Source organism: Actinoplanes sp. ATCC 53533 (assembly GCF_003947245.1).
This window is the reverse complement of the sequence record NZ_QHHV01000222.1, coordinates 1-18,847: the sequence shown is the minus strand read 5'-3', so window position 1 is coordinate 18,847 and position 18,847 is coordinate 1. Positions and strand designations below refer to the sequence as shown.

Sequence of the window (18,847 nt, the reverse complement as noted above, 5' to 3'; positions counted from 1 at the left end):
TCCCTGCCCGAGGGAGCAATGACAGTGACCATTCCGCGGATCGCTTCCTACCCGATGCCGGACGAGGCTCCGCCGGCCGCCGGACAGCCCCGCTGGCGACCGGACCCGCTCCGGTCGGCCCTGCTGATCCATGACATGCAGCGCTATTTTCTCGACTTCTTCCCGCCCGCCCGTTCGCCGACCGTCGAGCTGGTCGCCAACACGGTGCGGGCCCGGCAGGCCGCGCGCTCGGCCGGCGTGCCGGTGCTCTACAGCGCGCAGCCGGGGCGGATGTCCCGGTCCGAACGCGGCCTGCTGCACGACATCTGGGGTGCCGGCATGACCGGCGAACCCCGCGGCGGCGAGATCATCGACGAGCTCCGGCCCGCACCGGACGAGCTCGTCGTGACGAAGTACCGCTACAGCGCCTTCTTCGGCACCGGGCTGGCCGGGCGGTTGTCCGCGCTGGGCCGGGACCAGTTGATCATCTGCGGCGTCTTCGCCCACATCGGGTGCCTGTTCACCGCAGGTGACGCGTTCTCGCACGACATCGAGACGTTCCTGGTCGCCGACGCGGTCGCCGATTTCAGCCTGACGGATCACCTGATGGCGCTCGGCTATGCGGCGGGGCGCTGCGCCGTCCCGATCACGACGGACCGGCTGCGGGAAGCTCTGGCGCCCCGGCCGGCTCCTGCTGGCGCACCATCGCGGCGAGTTCGACCCGGGAGGAGATGGCGAGCTTCTGATAGATCAGCCGGAGGTGATAGTTGACGGTGTGCGGCGACCGGCCGAGGCGGCTGGCGATCTGCCGATTCGTCAGCGCCCGGCCCGCCAGGCCCGCTATCTCCCGCTCCCGCTCGGTGAGCAGGCTCCAGTCGCCGACGCGGCGCACCGCGGGGAGCGTGCGGGTGGGCTGTCGCTCCCGGGGCGCCGGCACCCGGCGCACCGGCCGCTCCTCCCGCAGGGCCGCCACGACCGAGCGTGGCATGGAGGCCTCCACCACCGGGCGGATCAGCTCGTGACTGACCATGAGCACGTCGTTGTCGCCGGTGAGCAGGCCCGACTCGAGAACCTCGTCGATCGCCGGCACCAGCGCCACCGGGCTGACCCCCAACAGGCGGGTCAGCCGGACCAGGCGGAACGGCGACCGCAGCGTGGTGGCAGCCTGCAGCAGATGCCGTGCCTGCGGCGACAGGGCCGCCAGCTGGCTGCCGAGCCGGGACCGGGTGCGTGCCGGCAGCCGTACGGTGGCCAGCACCGCCCGCCCGGCGACCACGCGGACCAGGCCCTCCTGGAGGAGCCCGGTGATCAGGTCGAGGACGGCACCCGGACGTCCCGCCGCGACCCCGGTGAGGCTGAGCAGTTCCGCGCTGGGCCGTCCCGCCAGCAGCAGGGTGACCAGGCGCTCCACCTCGCCGGGGGAGAGCGGTGCCAGCCGGATCCGGTGGACGTCGGGTGCGGTGAGATGCCCGGCGGCCACCGGGTCGACGCCTCCCCGCGCGGTCACCACGACGAGCACCGGGTGGGACGCGGCCAGCAGCTCGATCGCGGTCCACCCGCGGGGATCGAGCCGCTGCGGATGATCACAGAGGAACAACCGCGGGCCCGGCCCGCCGGCCGGCGCCCCCGCCAGGCATGCCCCGGCGGCGGCGATCCACTCCGGGCCGGGCAGCACCGTCATGCCGGTGCGCCGGGCAGCGGCGGCGAACTCGGCCAGCAGCCGGCTCCGGCCGCTCCCGTGCGGCCCCGCGACGACCAGGACGGCCGGCCGCCCCGGGGCCACCGTGTCGAGGAGCGTCGTGAACTGCCGGACCTCGCGGTCGCGTCCGATCAACGCCGGCGAGCCGCTCATCAGCCCGGCGCCTGGTGGTCGCGCGGCAGGGCCGCGAGGTCGCTGCGGCCGATCCCGTCCGGGGCCGCGGGCGGGTCGGGCAGCCGCCCGCGGCTCTCCAGCTGCGGTTCGGGCACGGTGGACCGGGGTGTCATCTGAGCCATGGGAACCTTCTTGATGAGGGCCGTTAATGTCAATCAGACGCAAAGCTAGGTTAGGCCCGGGAAGGTGTTCATGTCAATATGACATATAGATCCCTGCTCCGGATCGCCGCCGAGGACGGGCGCGCGGACCCGGCGCCGCCCGGGTCACCCGGGTGGCGCCGGAAGGGCCGCGGCTGTCAGGCGGCGATCGCGATCGTGGCCTCGTCCGGATCCGGGCCGGTCGCCACCGCGGCGAGCACGGGCCGGCCGGTGGACCAGATCTGCTCGAACTCCTGGCGGAAGTGGCGGTACCAGACCGGATCGCGGTGGGCCAGCAGCGCCAGCGTCGGCTCCGGGGCGGCGAACCGATGCGAGTAGATGTCCACCCGTACCTGTCCGTGTGCCTCGGCCGGGTCGATCATGAGCAGCCCGACCGCGGGGACGAAGCCGATCAGCCGCGTCTCGAGGCGGCCCGGCCCGGCGGAGAGGGCCAGCTCCCGCAGCAGGTCGAGGCTCGGGCGCAGCCGGTGCGCGAAGATCTCCGGGGCGTCCGGGATGGTGCTGCGCCGGGCGGCCTCGGCGACCGTCGCGTCGGACGGGTCGATCAGCGCGATCCGGACCACGCCGCCGCGGTGCAGGCAGGCCCGCAGGTCGGTCAGCTGATTGCGCAGCGTGCGGCTGAGGGTCACGCCGATGATGGCGATCTCGCCGGCCGTGCCGAGATCCGATTCCAGGCCGGCCTGCGAGGCGGCCAGCAGCCGGTCGGCCGAGGGTGTGCCGCCGAAGCCCTCGCGGGTCAGCGCGGTGAGCTCGGCCGCCGTGTCGTTGAGCCGCCGCATCTGGAGGCGGCCGGTGAGGGTGCCCGTGCTCAGCACGCCGAGGGTGGCCAGGGTCGCGCCGGCGATGATGCCGGTGCTCGCGAGATCGAGGACGCCCAGCAGCCCCACCGTGACGGCGACCAGCATCGTGAAGTAGAGGTCGAGATAGCGCCAGAGTCGCATGGGATCGCCCTTTCCGCCGACTTAGTGTCAATCTAACACAAAGTCAGCGCGCGGTCACTTGCCGCGCTGGAATCGGCTGAACAGCCGCTCGAAGTCCTGCAGCCCGCGCAGGACCAGCGCCGGGAAGAACGGCAGCATCCGCTTGGCGAACTGGGCCCGCCCGTAGAGGTCGTTGCGCCGGCCGATCTCGGTGGGCAGCCGCCGGCAGACGTCGTCGATCAGCTCGGCGGAGCGCTTCGGCTCGCCGACGAACTTGAGCACGATGCCGTACTCCAGCTGGCTGGCCAGCGTGTCCGGGTGGCCCGGGCCGAGCACGTCGTGCTGTGCCTGCCAGGTCTCCGCCAGCATCGCGGCCGCCTGCGCGTTCTCCCGGAGCTGGAGGTGGGCCAGGCTCAGGATGTACCGGGCCCGCAGGTGCAGCGGGTGACGCTCGCCCAGCTCGGCGCGGATCCGGTCCATCCGGGGGAGCAGCACCGCGCGGCACTCCCGCTGCTTGCCCAGCCGGACCAGGACCAGGCTCCGGAGTACGGCCACGGTCAGGTCGGCGACGCTGTCCGGCACGGCGGCCGCGCCGTACCTGCTGTCGAGGCGTTCCAGCGTCGCCTCCGCCTCGACCCACTTGCTCGTGTCCGGTCGCAGCTCGAACAGGTCCAGGGAGACCGCCGCCTCCGCCCAGACCAGATCGGCTTCCAGGCAGCGGACGTGCTCGGCCGCGTCCCGTTCGCGATACCAGGTCGCCACCTCGGCGGCCAGCTCTCTCGCCCGCCGCTCGCTGCTGGTCAGCAGCAGCAACCGGCTCAGCTCGATGCGGGCGGCGTTGACCTGGTCGGCGTCCTCGTCCAGCGGTGACGCCGCCAGCGGTTCCAGGACCGACCCGGCGTCGCGGAGCCGGCCGCGGGCGATCAGGGCCCGGGCGCGGGCGACGTCGAAGGCGATCCGCTGTCCGCGGCCGGGGTGCCAGTCGCTGTGGTCGAGTGCGGACCACAGCTCGTCCGCCTCGCCGAAGCTCCCGAGCCCGTCGAGGGCCGCCGCCAGTGCCCAGCGCGCCCGGACCGCGGTGTCGGCGTCCACCCGCGAGCTCAGGGCCAGCCGCGCGCGTTCGGCGGCCCGGGTGTACTCGCCGTTCGCCACCCCGGCGAGCGCGTACGCGGCCTGGTCCGCGCCGGAGTCCGGGTTCGCCGCGGCGATCTCGTAGCGGAGCGCCGCCGCCCGTACCGGATCGCCGACGTGCTCGTGGCGGGCGGCCACCAGGCGCCGCAGGGTGTCGGCCAGGTCGGCACCGACCTGGTCGCGGTGGCCGGCCAGGACCTCGGCGTGCCGCCCGAGCAGGACGGCGGAGCCCGCGGCCGGGCCCGCCGCCAGCATCAGGCCGGCCAGCGCCCGGGCCGTCGCGGTGGCGATCCGGTCGATCGGGACGGCCGGCGCGCCCAGGCCCGCCACGGCGTCGATCGCGAGCGGGTGGATGAGCCACGTCTCGTCGATCCGGTTCGCGGCCCCGTGCCGGGCCAGCTCCCGCAGCGGGTCGGTGGCGGCCGCGGGAAGGTCGGCGCCGAGGTCGGCCTCGACCGCGGCGAGCAGGGCCACCGGTACGGCGGCCGGTGCGAGCACCCCGGCGATGGAGACGATCACCCGGGCCCGCTCGCTCAGCGCGGCCATCGACGCCTGGATCGCGGCGAGAACGGTGTCGCCGGTGCCGCTCCGGGTGAGGGTGACGGCGTAGTCGCCGTAGCTCATCCGGCCGTGCTGGTCCTCGAGCACGGCCCCGGCGGCGCGCAGGGCGAGCGGATGACCGCCCAGCCGGGCGACCACGGTCGTGGCGGCGTCCCGGTCGGTGTCCGTCACTTCCCGGAAGCCGTCCAGCAGGCGCAGGGCGTCGGGGCCGGCGAGGCCGTCGAGCGGCACCCGGGCCACCTCGGGTCCGGTGCCGGTGCGCCGGGTCGTGAAGGCGTGCCGGGCGAACCGGGACGGCAGCAGGAACGCGGCGAGCCCGTCCAGCGTGGCGTCCGCCGGGAGGTCGTCGATGATCCACAGGCAGGGCGACCCCTGTCTGTCCAGATAGGCGCCGAACAACAGCCGGATCCGGGCGTCGCTCGCCTCCCGTACCGGAATCCCCACCGCCTCGGCCAGCGCCCGCAGCTGGTCGGCGAAGCGCCGCCGGGCGGCGCCGATCCCGCCGGGACCGCCGACGCCGATCCAGTGGACGCCGCCCGGATGGGCCTCGCCGAAGAACCACGCGTACGCCCGGACCAGCGACGTCTTGCCGATGCCGCCCAGGCCGGTGACCATGACGACCGGGTCGGCCGAGACCGGCTGGGTGAGCGGCCGGCGCACGCTCGTCAGCGCGTCGTGCAGCCGCCACAGATCCGGGAACCGCCCGACGAAGCCGGGCACGCCCGGCACCGTCGGCGGCAACCAGCGGGGCTGGTCGCGGCGGGCGACCGCCGACATCGGCCGCGGCAGCCGCGCCAGCTTGGCGCGCACGGCCTGCGGCAGCCGGTCGAGGTCGGCGGGACGCAGGTACATCGAGTCGCGGATCGCGGCGGGGACGATGTGGTCGTTGCCCGGCTCCGGGTTGATCACCAGGATCCGGCCGGTGGGGTCGCCCTCCGCCGCACCGGCCAGGTACGCCTGGATGAGCTCCCACTGGCAGGCGTGCCGCCCGGGGAACGCGGCGGAGTAGACCACCACCAGCAGGCGGCTGCCGAACAGCTCGTCGGCGAGGTGCCGGGAGATGCTCTCACCGGTGGGCACGCCCGTGTCGACGAAGACCTGGATCCCGGCGCCGTCCAGGACCTTCCGAACCCGCTCCGCCAGCTCGGGGTGCCCTTTTCGGGTGAAGCTCAGGAAGACGTCCACGGAGTTCTCCTACCCTTCGCAGCGAACGGGAAGCAGGTCGTCACGCGTTAGATTGGTGCATCCGCACGTGGGCCGACATGCCGGGGACGGGAGTGTGTCACGTGGACGACGGTCCGGTGATCGTCGTGCTGACCGCCCTCGAGCTCGAGCACCGGTCGATCCGGCAGTGGCTGGGACGATGCCGCCGCGTCGACCATCCATCCGGGACGATCTTCACCGTCGGCCGCCCGCCCGCGGGCCGCGGGCGCATCGCCCTGGCGGTGACCGGTGAGGGCAACAACGCCGCCGCGGTGCTGGCGGAACGGGCGATCGCCATGTTCCGCCCCCGGGCGCTGATGTTCGTCGGTGTGGCCGGCGCCCTGCGCGACGACATCGACCTCGGCGATGTCGTCGTGGCCACCAAGGTGTACGCCTACCACGGCGGCACGATGCGATCCGACGGATTCCGGGCCCGGCCGCGCAGCTGGGAGGCACCGCATCAGCTCGACCAGCTGGCCCGGCACGTCTCCCGGTCCGACGCCTGGACGGGGCTGCTGCCACCGGCGGCCGGGCGCCCGCGCGTGCACTTCCGGCCGATCGCCGCCGGCGAGGTGGTGCTCAACGCCCTCGATGATCCACTGTCGGCGCAGCTGCGCCAGACCTACGGCGACGCCGTGGCCATCGAGATGGAGAGCGCCGGCATCGCCCAGGCCGCGCATCTCAACGGCGCGTTACCCGTGCTCACCGTGCGGGGGATCAGCGACAAGGCCGACGGCCGCAAGCACGCGGCCGACGACCAGGGGTGGCAGCCGGCCGCGGCCGACCGGGCCGCCGCGTTCGCGCTCGCCGTCGTCGCCGAGCTGCTCCCGGCCTCCGCGGCGCCGGCGCCCCCGGCTTCCGCACCGGCAGCCCCGACCGACATCCCGCGGCAGCTGCCCGGGCGCGGCGGCGCGCTCGTCGGCCGTGCGGCGCAGCTGTCCCGGCTGGACGAGATCCTGCTGCGGCCCGCCGGCGATCGCCCCCGGATCGCGGTGGTGACCGGCATGGCCGGTGCCGGCAAAACCGCGCTGGCCGTGGACTGGGCACACGACGCGGCCGAGGCCTTTCCCGACGGCGTGCTCTACGCCGACGTCCGAGGCTTCGGGCCGGATCAGCCGCTGGAGCCCCGGGAGGTGCTGGCCGGCTTCCTCCGCGCGCTCGGTCAGTCCCGGGCCGCCGAGCAGGGCTCGCTGGACGAGCGGGCCGCTCGCTTCCGCACGGCGCTGGACGGCCGGCGGGCGCTGGTGCTGCTGGACAACGTGCAGTCGATCGAGCAGGTTCGCCCGCTGCTGCCCGGCGCCGGAAGCTGCGCCGTGCTGATCACCAGCCGCGAGGCGCTGCGCGGTCTCGCGGTGCGGCACGCGGCCGAGGGGTGGAACTCGACCGGTTGCCACCGGCCGAGTCGGTCGCCCTGCTGCGGGCCACCGTCGGCGACCGCGCGGATGCCGATCCCGCGGCGACCGACCGGTTGGCCGGGCACTGCGGTGGCCTGCCCCTGGCGCTGCGGATCGCCGCCGAGGTGGTCGCCGCCCGGCCGCACGAGGACCTGGCCGCGCTGGTCGGCGACCTCGAGCGGAGCGGCACGGCGCTGGACTTCCTCGACACCGGCGATGATCCGTACTCGGCGATCCGTAACGTGCTGTCCTGGTCCTACTCGGCGCTCGACGAGCGGCACGCGGTGGCCTTTCGCCGATTGGGCCTGCACCCCGGCGGCAGCGTGGCCCTGGACACCGTCGCCGCCCTGCTGGACACCACCCCGGCCCGGGCCCGGGTGACGCTGCGCCGGCTGGTCACCGCGCACCTGATCACCGAGGCCGCCGCCGACCGGTTCCAGACGCATGATCTGATCCGGGCGTACGCCCGCGAGCTGGGCGGTCACGTCGACGATCCGGCGGCCCGGCTGGACGCGCTGCTGCGCCTGGCCGATCACTACCTGCACACCGCCGACCGGGCCGGGCGGGTGATCATGCCGCACCGGTACCGCGTACCCCTGGCGGGCCGGGCCGCGACGGAGGCCCACTTCGCCGATCGGGCGTCGGCCCTGCGCTGGTTCGACGAGGAGCGGCACAACCTCGTCGAGATGTGCCGGCTCGAGCCCACCGCGCTCGACTCCCGGCGCTGGCAACTGGCCTATGTGCTGCGCGACTACTTCTACCTGACCAAATACCTGGACGGCTGGCTGGAGAGCCACACGCTGGCCGTCGCCGCCTGCGTGCGGCTCGGCGACCGGCGCGCCGAGGGGATGACCCGCAACAATCTGGGCCGGGCCCTGCTGGAGGCCGGCCGGGCCGACGCGGCCGAGCAGGAATACCGGCGGGCCGGTGAGCTGCTGGCCGGGGCCGGCGACGAGCAGGGCGCGACCGACTCGCGGGTCAACCTCGCGTCGATCCTGCGGCGCCGCGGCGACTCGGCGGAGGCCCTGCGGCACCAGCACGCCGCGCTGGCGTTCTACCGGGGCGCCGGAGTGCCGCGCAAGGTGGGCATCACGCTGCGCAGCATCGCCCGGGCCGAATTCGCCCTCGGCCGGCTCGGCGACGCGGCCGGGCATGCCCGGGAGGCCCTCGACCGGTTCACGGAGCTGGGCCTGGAGCTGGACGCGTCGCAGACCCTGACCACGCTCGCGCAGATCTACCGCCGCGACGGCCGGGCCGCCGAGGCGGAGGAGTGCGGCCTGCGGGCCGCCGACCTCAGCGCGCGGGCGGGCAGCGACCACGAGCGGGGCCGGGCACTGCACGTCCTCGGCGCCGTGGCGGCCGACGCCGGGCGGACCGCGCTCGCCCGGCAGCGGTGGACCGAGGCCGAAGCGATCTTCCGCCGGCTCGGCGCGGACCAGGCGGCCGCCGTCCAGGCCGACCTGCGGAGCCAGGACGACGGCACACCGGGCCCGCCGAGATAGCCCCGGGCGGGGGTTTATGTCACACCAACAACAACGCTATGCTCGGCGGATGATCGCCCGGGACCATGCTCAGCTGCGCATCGCGGTGGACCTCGCCATCCTGACCGTGCGCGACGACAGCCTCCATGCGCTCGTCATCACCCGGGCGAACGAGCCGTTCGAGGGCAGGCACGCGCTGCCGGGCGGGTTCCTGCGCACCGGTGAGGACATCGACGACGCCGCGGTGCGCGAGCTCGGCGAGGAGACCGGGCTCGACGGCGCCGGCCTGCATCTCGAGCAGTTCGCGGTGTACGGCCGGCCCGACCGGGATCCGCGCGGCCGGGTGGTGAGCGTCGCGTTCCTGGCGATCATGCCGAACCTGCCGGTGCCCACCGCCGGGTCGGACGCGCGCAGCGCGTCCTGGATGAATGTCGCCCACCTCGGCGGCGACCTGGCCTTCGACCACGACCAGATCCTGGCGGACGCGGTGGAACGCGCCCGCCGGCGCCTGGAGCTGACCACGCTGGCGACGGCGTTCTGCCCGCCCGAGTTCACCATCGGCGACCTCCGCAACGTCTACGAGGTGGTGTGGGGCGCGCCGCTGGACCCGCGCAACTTCAACCGCAAGGTGCTCAACACGGACGGCTTCGTCGAGGCCACCGGGGGCCGGCGGATGCCGGCGACCGGCCGTCCGGCGGCCCTCTACCGGGCCGGCCGGGCCAGCGCGCTCAACCCGCCGATCCTGCGCGGCGGCGCTCGCTGAGCCGTTCGCGGCGTACCTGCGGGCCGCACCACCTGGACCTGACACGTTCAGGAGCGAAGCGGTGCCGCCGGCCCTACCGTGAGTAGCGTGGAACTCTGGCTCGTACGGGACCTACCGGCGTGGCTGGTGGGAATTCTGCTGATCGGCGGGCTCCCGGCCGTCACCCTGGGCATGGACCAGCTGATCCACCGCACCCTGCCGCACCAGCGGCTCGGGCCGCACAACGAGGTCACCGGCGTCATCGTCTCGGTGGTGGGCGTGGCGTACGCGATCGTCATCGGGTTGTGCGTGGTCTCGCTCTGGGAGGGCTACACCGCGGCGAAGGACACCTCACGGGACGAGGCGGCGAACCTGACCGCCCTGGTGCCGGCCGGCGCGGTCTTCGGTGCTCAGATCCAGCGGAAGATCTCGGAGGACGTCGTCCGGTACGAGACGGATATCGTCACCGACTGGTACGCGCGCCGGGAGCAGGGACCCGAGCGGCGGCGCACCGCCGACCTGAGCGAGCTCACCGCCACCATCGACACCCTGCGGCCCACGACGGAGTCCCAGCGCGCCTTCGTCCACGAGGCCATCGAGCGGATCGGCCGCGCGGAGGTGTACCACCACGACTCCGACTCCGAGGCGGACGACCAGCGGATGTCCGACGTGATGTGGTTCGGCGTCCTGTTCTCCACCGCCGCGATCGTGGCGATGGGCCTCTTCTTCGGGCTCGACGACAGCGCCGTGCGCCGCATCCTGCTCGTGCTGTCCAGCGCGGTCATCGCGACGAACCTGTTCCTCATCATCGAGATGAACTACCCCTACTACGGGTCCTTCGCCGTGACGCCCGACGCCTACGAACAGGTCATCACCGACCTGCGGACGGATCGGTAGCAGGCACCGGGGGCGGGGGAGACCGTTACGGCTCCGATAGCGATCCTTCCTGCGCCCTTAAGATCCGGGCCCCGAGACTCGGGCAATGACCAAGATCGATGACGAACCCGGAACCGCCCGATCATGAGGCGACCGTGGAGCAAGTCCAGACTGCGCGTGACCGCGCTCGGGGGGCGTGACCTTCACCCTGCTCGGCGCGGGAGCCGTCGCCGCCGGGTTCTATCCGGGCAGCGGGGCCGCGGCCGAGCCGACCGGGCCGGACACCGCCGCGCTCAGTGCGGCGACGGCCGACCAGTTCGTCACCGGCGAGTCCACCGGCTTCGACCGGGCGCCCGGCGAGTCGTTCACCCGTAAATCAGTCGTTACTACAGAAAGTGGGCTGAACTATGTCAACTACACTCGTACCTATCAGGATCTGCGTGTCTTTGTTGGTGGCGACGTGGTCGTCGTCACCGACCGCACCGGGGCAGTAAGGAGCAGCACCGCCGGTTCCGCACCGATCAAGGTCTCCACGAAGCCGGCGGTGGCCTCGGCCAAGGCGGCGTCCGTGGTGCGGCAGAAGCACCCCGGAAAGGTCGTCGGCACGCCGTCCCTCGGCGTGGTCGCCGACGACCGGGCCAAGCTGGTCTGGGAAGTCATCGTCGAAGGCGAGTCCGAGGGGCTCCCGAGCCGGCGGCACGCCTACGTGGACGCGCATACCGGACGTTACGTGGGCTCGTGGGACCAGGTCTCCGGCGGGACCGGCGAAGGCCACTACAACGGCCGTGTGCGGATCGGCACCACCCGGAGCGGCAGCCAATTCGAGCTGCGCGACACCTCGCGCGGTGGGATGCGCACCCTCGACGACGGCACCGGCCGGGGCTTCACCGACGCCGACGACGCGTGGGGCAACGGCAGCGGAACGGACCGGACCACCGCCGCGGTGGACACCCAGTACGCCGGGGCCGCGATGTGGGACATGCTCAAGGCGAAGTTCGGCCGCGACGGCATCGACGACCGGGGCGGCACGGCCACCATGTTCGTCGGCCTCGATGACGTCAACGCGTACTACAGCTGCGCCGCGACCAGCAGCGCCGGCGCCGACGAGACCAAGTACGGCCACACGAGCGACAACTCCCAGCAGATCAACTCCATCGACGTGGTGGCGCACGAGCTGGGGCACGGGGTCTTCTGCCACACCCCGGGCGGAAACAGCGGCACCTCGAACGAGACCGGCGGCCTCAACGAGGGCACCGGCGACATCTTCGGCGCCCTGGCGGAGCATTTCGCGGCCAACCCGAGCAACCCGGCCGACTACCTGGTCGGCGAGGAGGTCGACCTGGCCGGCAGCGGTCCGATCCGCAACATGGTCGACCCGTCCCAGGTCGGCGACCCGAACTGCTGGTCGTCGGCCATCCCGAACACCGAGGTGCACTCGGCCGCCGGCCCGCTCAACCACTGGTTCTACCTGACCGCGGAGGGCTCCCGGCCGGCGTCCGGCCCGGCCAGCCCGACCTGCGACAACAGCACGGTCAAGGGCGTCGGCATCTGGGCGGCGGGCGACATCTTCTATCACGCCCTGCTGCGCAAGACGTCCGGCTGGACGTACAGCAAGGTGCGCAAGGCGACCCTGGAGGCCGCCGTCGAGCTGCACCCGGGCAGCTGCACCGAGTTCGACGCCGTGCGGGCGGCGTGGAACGCGGTGAGCGTGCCGTCGAGGCAGGACCCGACGTGCACCGCCACCTCAACTCCGGCCCCGGCCCCGTCCAGGTCGTCGGCCCCGTCGCCGGCCCCCTCGGCGACGTCGGCACCCACCACCCAGCCGGGCATCCCGGACATCGACCGGGCGAAGGTCAAGGCCCACCTGACCGAGTTCGACCGGATCGCGAAGGCGAACGGCGGCACCCGGGCCAACGGCACGGCCGGTTTCCAGGCCTCGCTCGACTACGTCAAGGGAAAGCTGGACGCCGCCGGATACACCACCCGCGTCCAGCAGTTCACCCGGCAGGGCATCACCGGCAGGAACCTGATCGCCGATCTCCCCGGCCGCGGCGACCAGAACCACGTGGTCATGCTCGGCGCCCACCTGGACAGCGTCGCGGAAGGGCCGGGCATCAACGACAACGGCAGTGGCTCCGCGGGGATCCTGCAGATCGCGCTGGACTATGCGGCCAGCGGCGCGAACGGCGCCAAGGCGATCCGGTTCGGCTGGTGGGACGCCGAGGAGGAGGGCCTGGTCGGCTCGAAGAGCTACGTCGCGGCGCTGAGCGCGGCGCAGAAGGCGAAGCTCGACGCGTATCTCAACTTCGACATGACCGGATCGCCCAACGCCGGGTACTTCGTCTACAACGACGACAGCAGGGGCGGCTTCGTCGCGGATGCCCTGCGGGCCGGCTTCGCGGCCGAGAACGTGCAGCCCGAGGGCGTCGACATCGACGGCCGCTCCGACCACGCCTCGTTCCTGGCGGCGGGCATCCCGACCGGCGGTACGGCCACGCTGAGCCTGGCGCCGACGATGAGCGCGGCCCAGGCGGCCAAGTGGGGCGGGAAGGCCGGGCAGCCGTTCGACTCCTGTTACCACAAGGCGTGCGACACCCTGGCCAACGTCAACGAGGCTGCCCTGGACACGCACACCGACGCGGCCGCGGTCGCGGCATGGAAGCTGACCGGGGTGACGGCGACGACGACCCAGCCGACGACCCAGCCCACCACCCCGCCGACGACCCCGCCGACGCCCCAGCCGACGACCCCGCCGCCCGGCGGCACCCGGCTGGAGAACCCGGCGGACTTCGACATCGCGGACAGCACGATCGTCGAGTCCCCGATCACCGTGCGGCTCACCGGCTCCGCGCCGAAGACGCTGAAGGTCGACGTCGACATCACCCACAGTTTCCGCGGCGACCTCCAGATCGACCTGGTCGCTCCGGACGGTTCCGTCTACCGGATCAAGTCGTCGAGCCGGCTGGACTCGGCCGACGGCGTCAAGGGCAGCTTCGCGGTGGACGCCGCCGCGGAGCGGGCCGCGGGCACCTGGAAGCTCCGGGTCCGCGACCGGTACACCGGCGACACCGGTGTGCTGAACTCGTGGGCCCTGACCTTCTGAGCCTGTCGAGCCCACGGTGAGAGCGGTACCGCCCCGACCGCCCCCGGGGCGGTACCGCTCTCGCTTTACCGGGAGGACCCGGGCCGTTATGGTCTTGCACCCGATCCACCAACCGACGGGCGCCACCCCATGAGACGTAGTTATGTGCTGGTCGCCCTGGCGGTGACGACGCTGGTGGCGCTCGCCTTCGTCATCCCGCTGGGCCTGCTGGTCGGCAGCGCGGCCGAGGACAACGCGCTGCGCGAGGCGGAACGGCAGGCGCTGGGCCTGTCCGCGGTCGTCGTGGTGGCCACCGACCGGGAGCTCGTCCTCAACTCGATCATGAGCACCCGGGCGGGGCAGGACGGGCGGCTGGCCGCGCATCTGCCGGCCCTGGGGACGGTGGGCTTCTCGAACGTCCCGGCCACCGACATCGACCGGGTCCGGCAGCGACAGACCGCCACCCGGGTCGAGGTTTCCGGTGGTCTCGCCTACCTGCGGGCGGTGGCGCTGCCGCAGGGCCAGGTCGCCGTCATCGAGGTGTCCGTGCCGACGGCCGCCCTGCGGGCCGGTGTGGGCAAGGCCTGGCTGGTGCTCATCGGGGAGGCGATGGTGCTGATCGCGCTCTGCACCCTGCTCGCGGACCGGCTCGCCGCCCGGGTGGTGCGCTCCTCCCGCGACCTGGCCCGCACCGCGGCCAGCCTCAGCTCGGGCCGGCTGCACGCCCGCGCCCAGCCGAGCGGGCCGCCGGAGATCGAGGAGGTGGGCGCGGCGCTCAACGGCCTCGCCGACCAGTTCCTCGAGTTCCTGGCGGCCGAGCGGGCGCTCGCCGCGAACCTGTCGCACCGGCTCAGGGTGCCGCTGACCGCCGTACGGCTGAACGCCGAGGCGCTGCCACCGGGCGAGGACCGGGACCGCCAGCTGCACGTGGTCGGTCGCCTGGAGCAGGAGATCAACGCGGTGATCGTCGAGGCCGGCCGGCCGCTGGCGTCCCGGCCCAAGCTCCGCTGCGACCTGGGTGAGGTCGTCGCCGACCGGGCGGCGTTCTGGGGCGCCCTCGCCGAGGACCAGGAGCGGCCATGGCAGGTCGGCGAGATGCCGGCCGGGCCGGTCATGGTCCCGGCGGCGACGTCGCTCGTGACGGAGGCCCTCGACGTCCTGCTCGGCAACGTCTTCCACCACACCGCGGAGTCGGCCGCCTGCCGGGTCACGGTCCAGCGGAGCCCGCGGGGTGCGGCGGTCACGATCGAGGACGCCGGCCCGGGGTTCGCCGATCCGGCGGCGGCCCTGCGGCGGGGCGCCAGCGACGCCGACTCCACCGGCCTGGGCCTCGACATCGCCCGCCGGCTGGCCGAGGAGACCGGCGGGGGTCTCGACATCGATCGCGGTGAGCTGGGCGGCGCCAGGGTGGTGCTGACCCTCGGGCTCGCGGAGGAGCCGCAGCCGGCGGCCCGGCCGATCCCGCGGTGGCGGATCTGGAACCGGCTGGGTGGCACCCATGTCCGGCTCTGACCCGTCAGGCGCCGGCTTCCCCGGGCGGCGAGAGCCGGACACCGACCCCGCGTACGGTGTGCAGGTAGCGGGGCGCCGCGGCGCGTTCCCCGAGCTTGCGGCGCAACCAGGTGATGTGCACGTCCACCGTCTCGGCCGAGTGGCTCTCCGACGGCCACACGTCCTGCAGCAGCTGCCGCCGGGTGACCACCGTGCCGGCCTGCCTCGCCAGGTAGGCCAGCAGGTCGAACTCGCGCCGCGACAGGCTCAGCGGCACGCCGTCGAGGGTCGCCGTGCGCGCCCGCCGGTCGACGACCAGGCCGCCGACGACCAGCTCGGCGGTGACCGTCCCCGCGCCCCGGCGCAGCAACGCCGCGATGCGGGCCTCGATCTGCTCTGCCGAGTACGGCTTCACCACGTAGTCGTCCGCGCCGGCCCGGAGCAGCCGGATCATCTCGCTCTCCTGATCCCGGGCGGTGGCGACCAGGATCGGCACCAGCGACGTGGCCCGGATCCGGCGCAGCACCGCGGTGCCGTCGAGATCGGGCAGCCCGAGATCGAGCACGACGACGTCCGGCTGCCACGTTCCCACCTCATGGAGGCCGTCGAGCGCGGCACCACACAGCCGCACCTCATGACCGCTCGCCGTCAGTAACCGGCCGACCGCTTCCCGTACATCCCGATCGTCCTCGATCACCAGCACCTGCGGCATGGTCACGAAGATACAACCCCGAGGGAGACTTTGATCATGCTCCGTAGCTGCAAATATGTCGCTGCTTGGATGGCGGCCGCCGCGCTCGCCGTCACTGTCTCCTGGTTCGGGGTGCGGGTCGGCCTGGCGCCGGCCCTCACCGCCGAGGCCCCGGTGGCCATCGACGTCAACCGGCGGTACACCGAGGTCCACCTCGGCGTCGCCGAGGTGACGCCGCCGCCGTCGTCGTCGCCCGGCTCGAAGCAGCCGAAACCCTCGAGGTCGGTGTCCGCCCGGGCAAAGCCGACCGCCACCAAACGGGCCAAGCCGAAGGTGTCGGCGTCACCGTCGGCGCGTCCCAGCGCATCGGCGCCGGCGGTGCCGGAGGAGCAGGAAGAGTACGAGATCTCGGCGGACGGCGGCACGGCGATCGTGGCGTTCTCCGCCACCCGGGTCGACGCCCTGGACGCCGATCCGATCGCCGGTTATGTGGCCAGCTATACCCGGCGCAGCGACACGCTCATCGTGATCCGGCTCGATGGCCCGTCGCATTCGTCGGTGATCACCGCATATTGGCTCGACGGTCCGCACGCGCGGATCGCGGAGGAGTTCGAGGGATAGCCCTTCCGTCGACCGGCGGCCGGCAAAACGGGTCGATATCCGGGATCGGCGGTGATACGTTTCGTCGCGCTGAAAGGGGAGATCGTGCCGAAGCTGAACCAGATCATCGCCGTGGAGAAGGGCGTCAAGAGTAAGGCGTTCGCCGACCTGAGCGACGCCCATCACGCCGTGCAGAAGACCGGGCCGCTCGCCGGCATCTCCCGCGTTTACCAGCCGAAGGACGAGGAGGGCGAGCAGTTGCCCGCCGAGTCGACGCGGGTGCAGATCAAGGCCGAGGACATCCTGCGGGACGTCGCCGGCGTGCTGACCCGGCTGTTCGATGTCACCGCGACGAAGGACTGGACGAATTGCGTGGCCCGCGCCGACGTCGTGGTGGACGGGCGGACGATCGCGGCCCAGGTGCCGGTGACCTATCTGCTGTTCCTCGAGAAGCAGTTGGTCGACATGCACACGTTCGTGAAGAAGTTGCCGGTGCTCGACGCGGCCGAGTCCTGGCTGCGCGACGACTCCACGGACAGCTGGCGCACCGAGCCGGTGCGCACCAACCGCACCAAGAAGGTGCCGCGCAACCACGTCAAGGCCGAGGCCACCGAGAAGCACCCGGCGCAGGTCGAGGTGTACTACGAGGACATCACCGTCGGATACTGGACGACCGTGAAGTTCTCCGGCGCGCTGCCGGCCAAGCGGGTCAACGAGATCCTCGACCGGGTGCTGGCGCTGCAGACCGCGGTCAAGTTCGCGCGCGAGGAGGCCAACGGCGCCGAGGTGGCCGACCAGCGGGTCGGCGCGGCCGTCTTCGGCTACCTGTTCGGGTAGCCGTCACCGATTCCCCCGTGGGAGCGCGGGGGTGCGCCGAGGTGACTCGGCGCGAAGCTGACAGCTGAGGCTGAAGCTGAATCCACCGGTCACAGTGCGGGTTCGAGTCCCGCCCCGCGCACCCTCCGGGCGCGGGTAGCCCAACTGGCAGAGGCAGCCGGTATGAGACTCAGATTCTCGCTCCAATGTCAGCATTCACCACCGATCACCTTCTCGACCGGGCCCGGACGAGGACAGCGGATGCCGGTTCAAGTCCGGTCCGCCGCGCTTCGAGCGGCGGTAGTTTAAAGGCAAAACCCGATGTCGTGATGACTGATCCGGGCTCTTAAACGTGCTGGTGTGTGCAATTCGGTGGTATCCAGAGGCCCGGGGATTGGCCATATCCCCGGGCCTCGTCACCTTTTAGTCACCCTCCGGAGTTGTTTCCCGCACAGGGTCCGCTGGGTGTCCACACAGGTTTCACCTAAGTTCGATCAATACCTTCCGGATCCAGCGGACCCCGAGTCCGGCGATTGGGACGGAGGGGACCATCACCATGCTCTACGCATCGACCACACCGAAAGAATCCGACGAAAGTAAGGTGTTCGTCGATTCCACAGGTCGACGCGGAAAGATCCTCGCGATCTCCGGGGGAATCGCCACGCTGGCCGCGGCCCTCTATCTCGGCGTGGTGGTGACCAGCGTCGTGCAGGCCCCGGAGGCGGAACTCACCACCAAGGCGACAGTCTCGCCGACCGCCGCCGCCACCGCTTCGGCGGCACCGTCGGCCTCGGCGTCGGCGGCACCGTCGGCGTCAGCGTCGCCTTCGGCTTCGGCAGCCGGTTCCGGGCCTCTGGCGGTGCCACCGGGGGTGGCGGACCGGCCGTTCCCGCCGGGCCAGGGAGGGCCGCCGGGCCAGGCGGGCCCGCCGGCCCTACCCGCGGGCCCCCGGTGACCGCGGCGGCTCACATCGGGCACCCGAACTCATCGCCGGTAGCCGGCGAAGATTCTGGTGAAGGCATGGTCCCGCTGGTCGATCCCGCTGCAGGTGCTGCTGAGTCTGCCGGCGGCACAGTCGCCGTTGTCCCGGTTGACCGACCAGAACCGGAGAAAGCCGAGGCCCGTCCGCTCGGCGTAGGCGAGCACGGTGCGGGCGTCGGCCGCGGTCGTGACCGGACCGGTGTCGTTGACGCCGATCATCGGGGTGAGCCCGAGCATGGCGTAGATCTGCCGGTCGCTGCGGTCGGTCCAGATGGCCGCGAGGTCGGCGTGGACCGTCTCGGCGGCGGCGGTCATCGCCTCGCCCCAGTCGCCGTCGGCGTCGAAGTTCATGGTCATCGCGTTGATGGTGACCTCCAGGCCGGCCTGCTCCGCGGCGCGCAGCAGGCCGGCGCTCGCCTCGGGAAGCCCGATCTCGACACCGTCGACCGGAACGGTCAGGGTGATCGCGGCACCCCGGTCCGCCTGGAGGGCGGACAGCGCGGCGATGACCGTGCCGGTGCTGATCGCCTTCTCGATGTCGACGTCCAGGTGGTTGCTCCCGGCGGCGTCCAGCGCCGTCGCGTAGGCGCCGGCGAGCTGGCCCGCCGAGCAGACCTTTTCGAGATAGCTGCCGTCGGCGCCGCCGGTGGACACGGTGACCGTGCCGCCGAAACCCTCGATCTTGCCGATCTCGGCCTGGATCGCGCGATCATCCAGCGCCCTGGTGCCGCCCCAGGACGGTGTGCAGGTGCCGGAGTCGTCGGCCAGCACGAACGCGAGCGTGAAGTCGGTCAGCCCGGTGCTGTCGTGGATCTCCTCGACGTCCGCGGTCCCGCTGACGATGTCGATGTACGGCGCGACGGCC

Annotated in this window: 15 protein-coding genes and 1 pseudogene; 10 read left to right on the top strand and 6 right to left on the bottom strand. The window is 72.6% G+C overall.

Going from position 1 to position 18,847, the window contains the following annotated elements:
• Positions 1 to 18 precede the first annotated feature (18 nt).
• Positions 19 to 576 (top strand): annotated as a pseudogene (locus DMB66_RS64785) (isochorismatase family protein); the annotation flags it as partial.
• Positions 577 to 625: 49 nt separating this feature from the next.
• On the opposite strand, the gene DMB66_RS49485 reads toward DMB66_RS64785, so the two are convergent.
• The 4 genes from DMB66_RS49485 to DMB66_RS49475 all read right to left on the bottom strand — a co-directional run bounded on the left by DMB66_RS49485 (position 626) and on the right by DMB66_RS49475 (position 5,810).
• Positions 626 to 1,831, bottom strand: coding sequence for a LuxR family transcriptional regulator (locus tag DMB66_RS49485; protein WP_125811061.1), 1,206 nt, complete (start codon positions 1,829 to 1,831; stop codon positions 626 to 628).
• The gene (locus tag DMB66_RS61845; protein WP_158647612.1) at positions 1,831 to 1,974 is read right to left on the bottom strand and encodes a hypothetical protein; all 144 of its coding nucleotides are present in this window, start codon (positions 1,972 to 1,974) and stop codon (positions 1,831 to 1,833) included. Before DMB66_RS61845 ends, DMB66_RS49485 begins: the two co-directional genes overlap by 1 nt.
• A gap of 176 nt (positions 1,975 to 2,150) precedes the next feature.
• Positions 2,151 to 2,954, bottom strand: coding sequence for a hypothetical protein (locus DMB66_RS49480; RefSeq protein WP_125811060.1), 804 nt, complete (start codon positions 2,952 to 2,954; stop codon positions 2,151 to 2,153).
• A 54-nt stretch (positions 2,955 to 3,008) separates the two neighbouring features.
• Entirely contained in the window at positions 3,009 to 5,810 is a 2,802-nt protein-coding gene (locus DMB66_RS49475) for a toll/interleukin-1 receptor domain-containing protein (RefSeq protein WP_125811059.1), read from the bottom strand.
• Between the two features lie 101 nt (positions 5,811 to 5,911).
• Between DMB66_RS49475 and DMB66_RS49470 the strand changes: the two genes are divergently transcribed.
• The 6 genes from DMB66_RS49470 (at position 5,912) to DMB66_RS49445 (ending at position 14,915) form a co-directional block, all read left to right on the top strand.
• Positions 5,912 to 7,603: an AAA family ATPase gene (locus DMB66_RS49470; RefSeq protein WP_158647611.1), complete on the top strand. Its 1,692-nt coding sequence runs from the start codon at positions 5,912 to 5,914 to the stop codon at positions 7,601 to 7,603.
• Complete coding sequence (locus DMB66_RS49465; RefSeq protein WP_158647610.1) at positions 7,546 to 8,724, top strand: tetratricopeptide repeat protein; 1,179 nt, start codon at positions 7,546 to 7,548, stop codon at positions 8,722 to 8,724. The genes DMB66_RS49470 and DMB66_RS49465 overlap by 58 nt, the downstream gene beginning before the upstream one ends.
• 49 nt (positions 8,725 to 8,773) lie before the next feature.
• Complete coding sequence (locus tag DMB66_RS49460; protein ID WP_125811056.1) at positions 8,774 to 9,466, top strand: NUDIX domain-containing protein; 693 nt, start codon at positions 8,774 to 8,776, stop codon at positions 9,464 to 9,466.
• Between the two features lie 87 nt (positions 9,467 to 9,553).
• Positions 9,554 to 10,342, top strand: coding sequence for a DUF4239 domain-containing protein (locus tag DMB66_RS49455; protein ID WP_125811055.1), 789 nt, complete (start codon positions 9,554 to 9,556; stop codon positions 10,340 to 10,342).
• A 175-nt stretch (positions 10,343 to 10,517) separates the two neighbouring features.
• Positions 10,518 to 13,424 (top strand): M28 family peptidase, encoded by a 2,907-nt coding sequence (locus DMB66_RS49450; RefSeq protein WP_233625390.1) that lies wholly within the window; start codon positions 10,518 to 10,520, stop codon positions 13,422 to 13,424.
• A 129-nt stretch (positions 13,425 to 13,553) separates the two neighbouring features.
• Positions 13,554 to 14,915 carry a HAMP domain-containing sensor histidine kinase gene (locus DMB66_RS49445; RefSeq protein WP_125811054.1) on the top strand — a complete coding sequence of 454 codons (1,362 nt, stop codon included), beginning with the start codon at positions 13,554 to 13,556 and terminating at the stop codon, positions 14,913 to 14,915.
• Positions 14,916 to 14,919: 4 nt separating this feature from the next.
• Here the strand turns inward: DMB66_RS49445 and DMB66_RS49440 are convergent, their stop codons facing one another.
• A complete protein-coding gene (locus tag DMB66_RS49440) occupies positions 14,920 to 15,597 on the bottom strand; it encodes a response regulator transcription factor (RefSeq protein ID WP_125811087.1) in 678 nt (225 codons plus the stop codon).
• 45 nt (positions 15,598 to 15,642) lie between these two features.
• On the opposite strand from DMB66_RS49440, the gene DMB66_RS49435 reads away from it, so the two are divergent.
• From DMB66_RS49435 to DMB66_RS49425, 3 genes are all read left to right on the top strand, one after another.
• The gene (locus DMB66_RS49435; protein WP_125811053.1) at positions 15,643 to 16,206 is read left to right on the top strand and encodes a hypothetical protein; all 564 of its coding nucleotides are present in this window, start codon (positions 15,643 to 15,645) and stop codon (positions 16,204 to 16,206) included.
• A gap of 84 nt (positions 16,207 to 16,290) precedes the next feature.
• Complete coding sequence (locus DMB66_RS49430; RefSeq protein ID WP_125811052.1) at positions 16,291 to 17,022, top strand: hypothetical protein; 732 nt, start codon at positions 16,291 to 16,293, stop codon at positions 17,020 to 17,022.
• A gap of 535 nt (positions 17,023 to 17,557) precedes the next feature.
• The gene (locus DMB66_RS49425) at positions 17,558 to 17,956 is read left to right on the top strand and encodes a hypothetical protein (protein WP_125811051.1); all 399 of its coding nucleotides are present in this window, start codon (positions 17,558 to 17,560) and stop codon (positions 17,954 to 17,956) included.
• A 29-nt stretch (positions 17,957 to 17,985) separates the two neighbouring features.
• Here DMB66_RS49425 and DMB66_RS61840 read toward each other — a convergent pair.
• A partial coding sequence (locus tag DMB66_RS61840) for a glycosyl hydrolase (RefSeq protein ID WP_158647609.1) occupies positions 17,986 to 18,847 on the bottom strand: 862 nt, incomplete at its 5' end.

Bases quoted from the DNA above. Each gene is read 5' to 3' on its own strand.
- DMB66_RS49480 (WP_125811060.1), bottom strand. From the start codon at position 2,954: ATGCGACTCTGGCGCTATCTCGACCTCTACTTCACGATGCTGGTCGCC.
- DMB66_RS49425 (WP_125811051.1), top strand. From the start codon at position 17,558: ATGCTCTACGCATCGACCACACCGAAAGAATCCGACGAAAGTAAGGTG.
- DMB66_RS49445 (WP_125811054.1), top strand. From the start codon at position 13,554: ATGAGACGTAGTTATGTGCTGGTCGCCCTGGCGGTGACGACGCTGGTG.
- DMB66_RS49460 (WP_125811056.1), top strand. From the start codon at position 8,774: ATGATCGCCCGGGACCATGCTCAGCTGCGCATCGCGGTGGACCTCGCC.
- DMB66_RS49435 (WP_125811053.1), top strand. From the start codon at position 15,643: ATGCTCCGTAGCTGCAAATATGTCGCTGCTTGGATGGCGGCCGCCGCG.
- DMB66_RS49485 (WP_125811061.1), bottom strand. From the start codon at position 1,831: ATGAGCGGCTCGCCGGCGTTGATCGGACGCGACCGCGAGGTCCGGCAG.
- DMB66_RS61845 (WP_158647612.1), bottom strand. From the start codon at position 1,974: ATGGCTCAGATGACACCCCGGTCCACCGTGCCCGAACCGCAGCTGGAG.